The organism is Pseudomonas putida (genome assembly GCF_050990305.1).
Lineage (GTDB): Bacteria > Pseudomonadota > Gammaproteobacteria > Pseudomonadales > Pseudomonadaceae > Aquipseudomonas > Aquipseudomonas putida_AH.
This window is the reverse complement of the sequence record NZ_CP158817.1, coordinates 129219-142662: the sequence shown is the minus strand read 5'-3', so window position 1 is coordinate 142662 and position 13444 is coordinate 129219. Positions and strand designations below refer to the sequence as shown.

At 59.4% G+C, this 13444-nt stretch carries 2 protein-coding genes and 1 pseudogene; 2 read left to right on the top strand and 1 reads right to left on the bottom strand.

Annotation, left to right across the window (positions count from 1 at the left end; translation table 11 throughout):
• Positions 1 to 10: 10 nt before the first annotated feature.
• The gene (locus ABTV22_RS00650; RefSeq protein ID WP_433738075.1) at positions 11 to 1363 is read right to left on the bottom strand and encodes a TolC family outer membrane protein; all 1353 of its coding nucleotides are present in this window, start codon (positions 1361 to 1363) and stop codon (positions 11 to 13) included.
• A 356-nt stretch (positions 1364 to 1719) separates the two neighbouring features.
• Between ABTV22_RS00650 and ABTV22_RS00645 the strand changes: the two are divergent.
• Positions 1720 to 2472: pseudogene (locus ABTV22_RS00645) on the top strand (retention module-containing protein); the annotation flags it as partial.
• A 48-nt stretch (positions 2473 to 2520) separates the two neighbouring features.
• The gene (locus tag ABTV22_RS00640) at positions 2521 to 13308 is read left to right on the top strand and encodes a tandem-95 repeat protein (protein WP_433741254.1); all 10788 of its coding nucleotides are present in this window, start codon (positions 2521 to 2523) and stop codon (positions 13306 to 13308) included.
• The last annotated feature ends 136 nt before the right edge of the window (positions 13309 to 13444 follow it).

Sequence of the window (13444 nt, the reverse complement as noted above, 5' to 3'; positions counted from 1 at the left end):
AAGGTCCCGCTCAATTCAAACCGGGCAATTGGACCTTGGGCTTCACGTCGTTCTGCACAACGGATGCCAACGGTGCGACCACTCCCTGGCTCTTGAGCAACTCGCCCATGGTCGCCTTGATTCGGTACTGAGTAAATAACTGAATGTTCTTGATCTCCACCAGACGGTGAGAGGAGGTAAACAGTTCGTTCTCGCTGTCGAGCAAATCGAGCAGGGTGCGTTCGCCAAGGCTGAACTGACGCTGGTAAGCGGTACGCACGGCGGTGCTGTGGTCAACGTATTGCTGGGCGATCGGTACCTGCGCGTTGGCGTTGTTCAAGGCGTTCCAGGCCAGGCCCAGCTCTTCATTCAATTGACGCAGGGCGTTGTTGCGGATGTCCAGCGCCTGGTTCGACTGGTAGGCCTTGGACTCCAGATCGGCCTTGTTGCTGCCACCGGAATACAGGTTGAAACGCATGCGCAGCATGGCTTGCCATTCGTTGTTGTGGCCGTTCTCACCATCAATATCGTTGTCCGCAGTGCGGCCCAACTCCGCATCGAAGCGTGGGTAGAACGTCGACTTGGCCGTGTCGTACTGCTTCTCGGCAGCAGCGATGTCGGATTCGGCCGAGCGCAGGATCGGGCTGTTTTCCAGCATCTGCGCGCGGGCTTCATTCAGGTTGGCCGGCATCAGCGCCAGGAAACTCGCCGGGCGCTCCAGCTGATCCGGCATCTGGCCAACGGCCGAGAGGTAGTTGGTTTCGGCGTCAGCCAGGTTGGTCTGCTCGGTGATCAGGTTGTTGCGCGCCTGGGCCATCCGCGCTTCCGCCTGTTCGAGGTCGGCGCCATTGCCGACACCACGCTGCGTACGCAGCTGGATCTGGTCGTAAATGCGCTGGTGACTCTTGAGGTTGTCCTCGGCCAGGCGCACGAATTCGCGACGAGTGAGCACGTCGAGATAGACCTGGGCCACGGTCAGCCCGGTACGCTCGGAAGTGCTCAACAGCGAATAGGCGCGGGAGTTGACGGTGGCTTGTTGACGCCCTACTTCGCTGGACGTCGCAAAACCGTCAAAAACCATTTGGGTCAGACGCACGCTCGACTCACCGCGATTGAGGGTTTCCCAATGATTGTTGCTGCCGTTCGATCGTGTGGTCACGCTATCGGTGCCTTCTCGACCATAACCGCCCAGCAGGTCGACCCGTGGCAGGTATCCACCTTGCGCGGCTTTCAACTGATAATCCGCAGCCAATCGACTATTAACACCCGCCTGGACCTCAGGATGGACATCCAGCGCTTGTTGCATGGCCTCTGGTAAGGATTGCGCCTGGACGAAAGACGCGGCGAGGGCGAAAGGTAAAGCCATGAACAAAGGCGAGCGCATTGTAGGAATTTCCCAGGACTTCTTGTCTTGAATCACAGCAAAAGAACGTGCCGTGTCGGAAGATGGCAAGCGGATTGACCGCATATCGGAAAGTTCAACAGCGGAACTGGATCACATACCGAAGACGGGTCACAGCTTAAATATCAATGTGACATTACTGGGGCGATTGTTTAGGATGGCTCCAAGAAGGTCAATAGTTTGGCATAAAGTTAATAGCGAAAAAATATAGCCAAATTATTGACGAAACAAAGCGTCAAATTTGTGCACCTATTTTGCAATGTACTTCCAGGCTGGTCGGCGCAGACGCCATCAGGCCTATGGAAGTCAACTGAACGTGACACCCCGGAGAGTCTTCAATGAGCAGTGTTGTTGCCATCGTCAAAAGCATTGTCGGTCAGGTTTTCGTGGTGTCCCCCGAGGGCATCCGCCGCGTTCTCGTTGAAGGCGACAAACTGTTCGCGGGTGATCAGATCGACACAGGCCTTTCTGGTGCCGTGTCTCTGGAACTGGCCGATGGCCGTACCCTCGATCTGGGCCGTGACACTCAGTGGAGCGCGGACGCCCCGGTCTCCAGCACTGATCTGGCTACCGCCACTGCGCAAGCCGCGCCATCGGTAGAAGAGCTGCAGCAGGCCATTGCCGCCGGTGCCGACCCGACCAAAGACCTTGAAGCCACGGCGGCAGGTCCGTCGGCGGCTGGCTCTGCTGGTGGTGCCGCAGGTGGCGGTCATAGCTTCGTGATGCTCGACGCCACGGCTGGCCGCGTCGACCCGACCATTGGTTTCCCAACCAACGGCCCTGATTCCACCGCTACCGCCACTACGCTCGATACTGGCAACCAGAACACCACGACCGTCAACACTCCAAGCGTACTGACTGCGGATACTGGCTCTCTGGCAGAAGACAGCGTCGCGACGGGCAATGTCCTGAACAACGATAGCGATGCCGAGACGCCGCTCAGCGTCACCAGCTTCACCATCGCCGGCGTGACCGGCAGTTTCACCGCCGGCCAGACGGCCACCATCGTCGGCGTCGGTACGCTGACCATCGACGCCAATGGCAACTACACCTTTACTCCGGACGCCAACTACAACGGTGCTGTACCGCAAGTCACGTACACCACCAACACCGGTTCTAGCAGCACTCTGGATCTCACCGTGACGGCGGTCGATGATCCGAGCGTTTTGACTGCCGATACCCAAACCATCGCAGAAGACACCGCTGCGACCGGCAACGTGCTGAGCAACGACAGCGACATAGATAACGTCCTGAACGTGGTCACCTTCACTATTGACGGCGTCAACGGAACCTTCAGTGCCGGGCAGACCGCGACCATCGCCAATGTCGGCACCCTGGTGATCGACGCCAACGGCGCCTACACCTTTACTCCGGACGCCAACTACAACGGCACGGTGCCAACGGTGAGCTACACCGTCACTGACGGTTCCACCTCGACCCTGAACATCAGCGTGACGCCGGTCGACGACAGCTTCACCGACGCCAATGAAAGTGTGAGCACCGCTGAAGACACCGCCGTGACCGGCAGCGTCCTCACGGGCACAAGCAGCGTCGACGGCCCGGTCAGCGTGGTTAATTTCAGCATCGACGGTGTGACTGGCACGTTCAACGCTGGGCAGACCGCGACCATCGCCAATGTCGGCACCCTGGTGATCGCCGCCAATGGCGATTACACCTTCACCCCGGCCGCCAACTACAACGGCACGGTGCCGACGGTGAGCTACACCGTCACCGACGGTTCGGGCACCGACGTCACCTCGACCCTGAACATCAGCGTCACCCCGGTTGACGACAGCTTCACCGACCTCAGCGAAAACGTGAGCACTGCGGAAGACACCGCCATCAGCGGTAGCGTATTGACCGACACCTCGAGCGTCGACGGCCCGGTCAGCGTGGTTAACTTCAGCATCGACGGTGTGACTGGCACGTTCAACGCCGGGCAGACCGCGACCATCGCCAACGTCGGTACCCTGGTGATCGCCGCCAATGGCGATTACACCTTCACCCCGGCCGCCAACTACAACGGCACGGTGCCGACGGTGAGCTACACCGTCACCGACGGTTCGGGCACCGACGTCACCTCGACCCTGAACATCAGCGTCACCCCGGTTGACGACAGCTTCACCGACCTCAGCGAAAACGTGAGCACTGCGGAAGACACCGCCATCAGCGGCAGCGTATTGACCGACACCTCGAGCGTCGACGGCCCGGTCAGCGTGGTCAACTTCAGCATCGACGGTGTGACTGGCACGTTCAACGCCGGGCAGACCGCGACCATCGCCAATGTCGGCACCCTGGTGATCGCCGCCAATGGCGATTACACCTTCACCCCGGCCGCCAACTACAACGGCACGGTGCCGACGGTGAGCTACACCGTCACCGACGGTTCGGGCACCGACGTCACCTCGACCCTGAACATCAGCGTCACCCCGGTTGACGACAGCTTCACCGACCTCAGCGAAAACGTGAGCACTGCGGAAGACACCGCCATCAGCGGCAGCGTATTGACCGACACCTCGAGCGTCGACGGCCCGGTCAGCGTGGTCAACTTCAGCATCGACGGTGTGACTGGCACGTTCAACGCCGGGCAGACCGCGACCATCGCCAATGTCGGCACCCTGGTGATCGCCGCCAATGGCGATTACACCTTCACCCCGGCCGCCAACTACAACGGCACGGTGCCGACGGTGAGCTACACCGTCACCGACGGTTCGGGCACCGACGTCACCTCGACCCTGAACATCAGCGTCACCCCGGTTGACGACAGCTTCACCGACCTCAGCGAAAACGTGAGCACTGCGGAAGACACCGCCATCAGCGGCAGCGTATTGACCGACACCTCGAGCGTCGACGGCCCGGTCAGCGTGGTCAACTTCAGCATCGACGGTGTGACTGGCACGTTCAACGCCGGGCAGACCGCGACCATCGCCAATGTCGGCACCCTGGTGATCGGCGCCAATGGCGATTACACCTTCACCCCGGCCGCCAACTACAACGGCACGGTGCCGACGGTGAGCTACACCGTCACTGACGGCTCCGGCACCGACGTCACCTCGACCCTGAACATCAGCGTCACCCCGGTTGACGACAGCTTCACCGACCTCAGCGAAAACGTGAGCACTGCGGAAGACACCGCCATCAGCGGCAGCGTATTGACCGACACCTCGAGCGTCGACGGCCCGGTCAGCGTGGTTAACTTCAGCATCGACGGTGTGACTGGCACGTTCAACGCTGGGCAGACGGCGACCATCGCCAATGTCGGCACCCTGGTGATCGGCGCCAATGGCGATTACATCTTCACCCCGGCCGCCAACTACAACGGCACGGTGCCGACGGTGAGCTACACCGTCACCGACGGTTCGGGCACCGACGTCACCTCGACCCTGAACATCAGCGTCACCCCGGTTGACGACAGCTTCACCGACCTCAGCGAAAACGTGAGCACTGCGGAAGACACCGCCATCAGCGGTAGCGTATTGACCGACACCTCGAGCGTCGACGGCCCGGTCAGCGTGGTCAACTTCACCATTGACGGCGTCAACGGAACCTTCACTGCCGGCCAGACCGCGACCATCGCCAACGTCGGTACCCTGGTGATCGGCGCCAATGGCGATTACACCTTCACCCCGGCCGCCAACTACAACGGCACGGTGCCAACGGTCAGCTACACCGTCACCGACGGCTCCGGCACCGACGTCACCTCGACCCTGAACATCAGCGTCACCCCGGTCGATGACCCGAGCGTCCTGATTGCGGATACCAGTACCGTCGATGAAGACCATGTCGCAACCGGCAACGTGCTTGGCAATGACAGCGATGTCGACAACGTTCTGAGTATCGCGACATTCACCATACAAGGCGTCCCCGGCTCCTTTACCGCAGGTCAAGTGGCGACTATCGCCGGCGTCGGTACTGTGACTATCGCCACCAACGGCGATTACAGTTTCACCCCCGCCGCAAATTGGAACGGCACCGTTCCACAGATCAGCTACACCACCAACACCAATGCCACCAGCACGCTGGATATTACGGTCAACCCGGTTAATGACGCGCCAACCGTTAACTCCACCTCGGCCACGGGTGATGAAGATCATTTGATCACCGTGCAGCTCGGCGGCAGTGACATCGACGGCAGCGTCAACCACTTCACCCTGACCAGCCTGCCGGCCAATGGCAGTTTTTACGCAGATGCGGCCGGGACCATTGCGTTGACCACCAGCAGCGCGATCGCCGCAACCGCCAACGGCGCAACGGTTTATTTCAAACCCACCGCCGACTGGAGTGGCACCACCAGCTTCACCTACAGCGCGACCGACAACGGGGGCACGCCATCTGCTACTTCGGCGACCGGCACCATCGTCGTTGCGCCGGTAACTGATACCCCGAGCCTGTCGCTGACCGGTGGCGGCACGGTTGCCTCGACTGACCTCCAGGAAGTCGCTATTAACGGCTCGACTGGCGACGTCGATGTCAGCAGGCTCGGCAACGGCGTCTGGCACACTGACAACCGCGATGGCATGGTCGAAATCGGCAAGGCCAGCGTCTACGGTGCTGGTGGCGATAACCAGGTCATCGAACTTGAGCGTAATGCCGGTGATGCGAGCAACCTCTACACCACTATCGATGCCAAAGCCGGCACCACGTACAACGTGTCGTTCGACTATGCGCCGCGTGCAGATGGACATAACTCGATCATCAATGTGTTCTGGGGCGGCCAGCTCATTGGCACCCTGAACACCCTGACCACGGGCATGCAGCACTACAGCTTCGACATTCCGGTCACTGCCGATGGCAACCAGAAACTTGAGTTCCGCGCTGGGGACAGAAACAGCCTGGGCGGCGTGCTGGACAACATCAATGTCACTCAGGTGCTCAACTCGGGCCTTGAAGACAACCCTATCCTGTTGTCAACCATTCAGGCCCACACCAATGATGCCGACGGTTCGGAAACGCTGACGCTCACACTGAGCGGCTTGCCGGCTGGCTCCAAACTCACCGATGGCAACCACACGTTCAACGCTACCGACAGCTCGACGTCAGTGGACGTTACGGGTTGGAACCTTTCCACGCTCAAGCTGACACCGCCGACGAACTTCAATGGCGACATTCCCCTGACCGTAACGGCCACCGCCAAAGACGGCGATGCCCCAAGTGCCAGCACCTCGCTGCCACTCGTGGTGCACGTGACTGCCGTCGATGACGCAAGCGTGCTGCAGGCGGACAGGATCACCGTCGAAGAAGACCACAACGCGATCGGCAACGTGCTGACCAACGACCACGATGTCGATAATGTCCTGAGCGTCGCAAGCTTCAGCGTGAACGGAGTCAACGGCAGTTTCACGGCGGGCCAGACCGCAACCATCACCGGTGTCGGTACGCTGATCATTGCCAGCAACGGCGACTACACCTTCAAGCCGGCTGCCGACTGGAATGGCAACGTTCCACAGGCGACCTACACCACCAATACCGGTTCGAGCACCACGCTGGACATCAGCGTCACGCCGGTCGATGACCCGAGCGTCCTGGTTGCAGATACCAAGACCATTGATGAAGACCATGTTGCAACCGGCAACGTGCTTGGCAATGACAGCGATGTCGATAACGTTCTGAGTATTGCGACATTCACCATACATGGCGTCCCTGGCAACTTTACCGCGGGTCAAGAGGCGACTATCGCCGGCGTCGGCACTGTGACTATCGCCACCAACGGTGATTACAGTTTCACCCCTGCCGCAAACTGGAACGGCACCGTTCCACAGATCAGCTACACCACCAACACCAATGCCACCAGCACGCTGGACATTAAGGTGAACCCGGTCAACGACGCGCCGACCGTTAACTCCACCTCGGCCACGGGTGATGAAGATCATGTTATCGCCGTGCAACTCAACGGCAGTGACATTGACGGCAGCGTCCATCACTTCACCCTGACCAGCCTGCCGGCCAATGGCAGTTTTTACGCAGACGCGGCCGGGACCATTGCGTTGACCACCAGCAGCGTGATCACCGCAACCGCCAACGGCGCAACGGTTTACTTCAAACCCACCGGCGACTGGAGCGGCACCACCCACTTCACCTACAGCGCGACCGACAACGAAGGCATGCCTTCTGCTACCCCGGCGACCGGCACCATCGTCGTCGCGCCGGTCGATGACCCGAGCGTCCTGGTTGCAGATACCAAGACCATTGATGAAGACCATGTTGCAACCGGCAACGTGCTTGGCAATGACCGCGATGTCGACAACGTTCTCAGCGTGACCAAGTTCAACATTGGTGGCGTCGACTACAACGCAGGGGGTACTGCCACCCTCGCAAACGTGGGCAAGCTGACGCTCGGTGCCAACGGTGACTACACCTTTACCCCCGCCGACAATTGGAGTGGCAAGGTTCCGACAGTGACCTACACCACCAATACCGGTTCGAGCACCACGCTGGACATCAGCGTCACGCCGGTCGATGACCCGAGCGTCCTGGTTGCAGATACCAAGACCATTGATGAAGACCATGTTGCAACCGGCAACGTGCTTGGCAATGACAGCGATGTCGATAACGTTCTGAGTATTGCGACATTCACCATACATGGCGTCCCTGGCAACTTTACCGCGGGTCAAGAGGCGACTATCGCCGGCGTCGGCACTGTGACTATCGCCACCAACGGTGATTACAGTTTCACCCCTGCCGCAAACTGGAACGGCACCGTTCCACAGATCAGCTACACCACCAACACCAATGCCACCAGCACGCTGGACATTAAGGTGAACCCGGTCAACGACGCGCCGACCGTTAACTCCACCTCGGCCACGGGTGATGAAGATCATGTTATCGCCGTGCAACTCAACGGCAGTGACATTGACGGCAGCGTCCATCACTTCACCCTGACCAGCCTGCCGGCCAATGGCAGTTTTTACGCAGACGCGGCCGGGACCATTGCGTTGACCACCAGCAGCGTGATCACCGCAACCGCCAACGGCGCAACGGTTTACTTCAAACCCACCGGCGACTGGAGCGGCACCACCCACTTCACCTACAGCGCGACCGACAACGAAGGCATGCCTTCTGCTACCCCGGCGACCGGCACCATCGTCGTCGCGCCGGTCGATGACCCGAGCGTCCTGGTTGCAGATACCAAGACCATTGATGAAGACCATGTTGCAACCGGCAACGTGCTTGGCAATGACCGCGATGTCGACAACGTTCTCAGCGTGACCAAGTTCAACATTGGTGGCGTCGACTACAACGCAGGGGGTACTGCCACCCTCGCAAACGTGGGCAAGCTGACGCTCGGTGCCAACGGTGACTACACCTTTACCCCCGCCGACAATTGGAGTGGCAAGGTTCCGACAGTGACCTACACCACCAATACCGGTTCGAGCACCACGCTGGACATCAGCGTCACGCCGGTCGATGACCCGAGCGTCCTGGTTGCAGATACCAAGACCATTGATGAAGACCATGTTGCAACCGGCAACGTGCTTGGCAATGACAGCGATGTCGATAACGTTCTGAGTATTGCGACATTCACCATACATGGCGTCCCTGGCAACTTTACCGCGGGTCAAGAGGCGACTATCGCCGGCGTCGGCACTGTGACTATCGCCACCAACGGTGATTACAGTTTCACCCCTGCCGCAAACTGGAACGGCACCGTTCCACAGATCAGCTACACCACCAACACCAATGCCACCAGCACGCTGGACATTAAGGTGAACCCGGTCAACGACGCGCCGACCGTTAACTCCACCTCGGCCACGGGTGATGAAGATCATGTTATCGCCGTGCAACTCAACGGCAGTGACATTGACGGCAGCGTCCATCACTTCACCCTGACCAGCCTGCCGGCCAATGGCAGTTTTTACGCAGACGCGGCCGGGACCATTGCGTTGACCACCAGCAGCGTGATCACCGCAACCGCCAACGGCGCAACGGTTTACTTCAAACCCACCGGCGACTGGAGCGGCACCACCCACTTCACCTACAGCGCGACCGACAACGAAGGCATGCCTTCTGCTACCCCGGCGACCGGCACCATCGTCGTCGCGCCGGTCGATGACCCGAGCGTCCTGGTTGCAGATACCAAGACCATTGATGAAGACCATGTTGCAACCGGCAACGTGCTTGGCAATGACCGCGATGTCGACAACGTTCTCAGCGTGACCAAGTTCAACATTGGTGGCGTCGACTACAACGCAGGGGGTACTGCCACCCTCGCAAACGTGGGCAAGCTGACGCTCGGTGCCAACGGTGACTACACCTTTACCCCCGCCGACAATTGGAGTGGCAAGGTTCCGACAGTGACCTACACCACCAATACCGGTTCGAGCACCACGCTGGACATCAGCGTCACGCCGGTCGATGACCCGAGCGTCCTGGTTGCAGATACCAAGACCATTGATGAAGACCATGTTGCAACCGGCAACGTGCTTGGCAATGACAGCGATGTCGATAACGTTCTGAGTATTGCGACATTCACCATACATGGCGTCCCTGGCAACTTTACCGCGGGTCAAGAGGCGACTATCGCCGGCGTCGGCACTGTGACTATCGCCACCAACGGTGATTACAGTTTCACCCCTGCCGCAAACTGGAACGGCACCGTTCCACAGATCAGCTACACCACCAACACCAATGCCACCAGCACGCTGGACATTAAGGTGAACCCGGTCAACGACGCGCCGACCGTTAACTCCACCTCGGCCACGGGTGATGAAGATCATGTTATCGCCGTGCAACTCAACGGCAGTGACATTGACGGCAGCGTCCATCACTTCACCCTGACCAGCCTGCCGGCCAATGGCAGTTTTTACGCAGACGCGGCCGGGACCATTGCGTTGACCACCAGCAGCGTGATCACCGCAACCGCCAACGGCGCAACGGTTTACTTCAAACCCACCGGCGACTGGAGCGGCACCACCCACTTCACCTACAGCGCGACCGACAACGAAGGCATGCCTTCTGCTACCCCGGCGACCGGCACCATCGTCGTCGCGCCGGTCGATGACCCGAGCGTCCTGGTTGCAGATACCAAGACCATTGATGAAGACCATGTTGCAACCGGCAACGTGCTTGGCAATGACCGCGATGTCGACAACGTTCTCAGCGTGACCAAGTTCAACATTGGTGGCGTCGACTACAACGCAGGGGGTACTGCCACCCTCGCAAACGTGGGCAAGCTGACGCTCGGTGCCAACGGTGACTACACCTTTACCCCCGCCGACAATTGGAGTGGCAAGGTTCCGACAGTGACCTACACCACCAATACCGGTTCGAGCACCACGCTGGACATCAGTGTGAAAGCAATCGCGGATGTGCCGACCCTGAGCGTTGCCAGTAACAATGTGAACGCCACCGGACTGATCAAGGAAGTCTGGACCGGTCTGTCGGGCCTGGGCACCAACGGCAACGGCGCGGATTCGACCACGCTGAAAAACGTGATCGATGCCGCAGGCACAGCGAATTCCAAAGGCACCGTCACCAACGTGCAGTCCGACGGTAATGTGGCCGTCGGTACGGCGTCGAAAATCTCCGGCCTGATCTACCTCGAAGCCGGCAAGACCTACACCTTCAGCGGAGTTGGCGATGACAGCCTGCTGGTGACCATCGGCGGCAAGAACGTCGCCGCGATCACCTGGGGCGCGGGCGGCAACCTCAATGGTTCGTTTACTCCGACCACCAGCGGCTATTACACCCTGGACATCTACCACCACAACCAGAGCGGTCCGGGCACCTATGACGTCAACCTGTCGGTCAATGGCAGCACGCCGATCGATCTGAGCAGTGCCGGCGTACCGATCTACACCGGCGTACAGGATCTGGTGAATGCGGGGGTAACCGTCTCGAACCTGCACGGCAGCAACGGCGAAGGCTACTACGACGGCTACAAGCTCAATACCGGTGCTGAAGGCTCCAGCGTGAAGCTGTCGTCGGTGAGCACTGGCCTGACCGACACGGACGGCTCGGAAAGCCTGAGCGTGAAGATCAGCGGCGCGCCGATCGGCTCGGTGCTCAGCGATGGCGCGGGACACAGCTTCACTGTCACTGCGACAAGCGGCGACGCCAACGTCACCGGCTGGAACCTCGGCACCCTGACCGTGACCCCGCCGACCTACTACAACGGCCAGTTCAACCTGACGGTGACCTCGACCTCGACCGAGAGCCTTGCTGTGGGGGAGGTGGCGTCGAGTACGGCAACGATCCCGGTCACCGTATACCCGGCGGTGTATAACCCGATCACCGCGACTGCAGCTGATGATGTTCGGGATGGTACCGATGGCAACGACATCATGATCGCGGACATCGCGGGTCTGACGGTCACACCTGGGCAGAACTACAACATCGCGTTCATGGTCGACAGCTCGGGCAGCATGAGCGATAGCACCATGAGCGCCGCGAAGAAATCCCTCGAAGCCGTGTTTACTTCGCTGATCGCCAGCGCCACCTCGAAAGGCTCAAATCCGGGCGTGGTCAAGGTGTTCCTAGTGGACTTCGATACCACCGTCAAGCAATCGATTTCGATCGACCTGTCGAGCAAAGATGCCTTCGCCAACTTGAAGGGAATCCTCGACGGCATGAAGTCGGGTGGCTACACCAACTACGAGGACGTGTTCAAGACTACCGCCAACTGGTTCTACAGCGATGATGCAAAGAGCAACACCAATGCGAAAAACCTCACCTATTTCATTACCGATGGCGAGCCGACCGCCTACACCACAAAGGAAATAGTCAATCCGTTGGTCGTCGACTACAAGTCCAGCAGCACGACCGATCTGACGCTGGACGACCTGTTGAAAGCGGGTCAATACAAGCCGGGAGAAGAGTTCAAAGTATTGATCGGTACCGAAATGCGGACACTGGTCGATGCCAATGGCTATGTCTACAAGTGGACTGAGAAGGGCAATAACAACTGGACCTCCTCGAAAGTCGACAGCAACCTGACCCTTCATGCGCAAGGCGATGGCACTTACGAACTGTCGGAAAACGCTGGCAATGGCTACGTCGATAAAACCAGTGCCAGCAATGCAGCCGCAGCTTTTGCGCTGTTTGCTGCCGCCAACTCGACCGTACAAGCCATTGGCCTTAACAATGATGTGAAGGAAAGCGACCTCGCCCCCTATAACAGCACCAACGGAAAACCGCTGGCCAACATCAACCCTGATGACTTGGCGAATGCGATTCTCGGCCACAGCGAGGCCACCTTGCCGGGCAAGGACACTCTCAACGGCGGCGAAGGCAACGACCTCATCTTTGGCGACCTGGTGAGTTTCAATGGCGTCACCGGTGAAGGCTACACCGCGCTGCAGGCGTTCGTGGGCCTGAAAACCGGAGTCGAAACCAGCCAGGTCACCCCAAGTAATGTGCACCAGTACGTCACCGAGCATTACAGCGAGTTCGACATGTCTGGCGCTCACGACGGGGGCGATACGCTGTTGGGCGGTGCCGGCAACGACATCATCTTCGGTCAAGGCGGCGACGACAAACTCTACGGCGGCACAGGCAATGACATCCTGCTCGGCGGTACCGGAAATGACTTGCTGGACGGTGGCGACGGCAATGACATTCTCTTGGGCGGAAAGGGCAATGACACCCTGATTGGCGGTTTGGGTGGAGACACCTTCGTCTGGAAAGCCGGCGACACCGGCAACGACGTGATCAAGGACTTCAACGCCAGTGAAGGCGACCGGATCGACCTGCGTGATCTGTTGCAGAACGAAACCGGCAGTACCATCGACAACTTCCTGAAGATCACCACGGTCGATGGCGTGTCGTCACTGCAAGTCAGCTCGACCGGTCAGTTCAACTCGGGCAACGCCGCAGCCGCCACGCCGGACGTGACGATCAAGCTGGAAGGTAATAACTGGTCAAGCGCCAACCTGCACAACCTGATTGCCGGTAGCGACCCGACCATCAAAATCGATCACAACAACAGCTGATGCATGAAAACGCCCGCTCCTTATGGGGCGGCCGTCACGTTTGCGTCCACTGCCCGGTGACGATTTTGTCGCTGCGCCACATACTGGCGCGCAGTTGACCTATGCTGCTGACAGCACGACGCTGGTTCAATTCTGA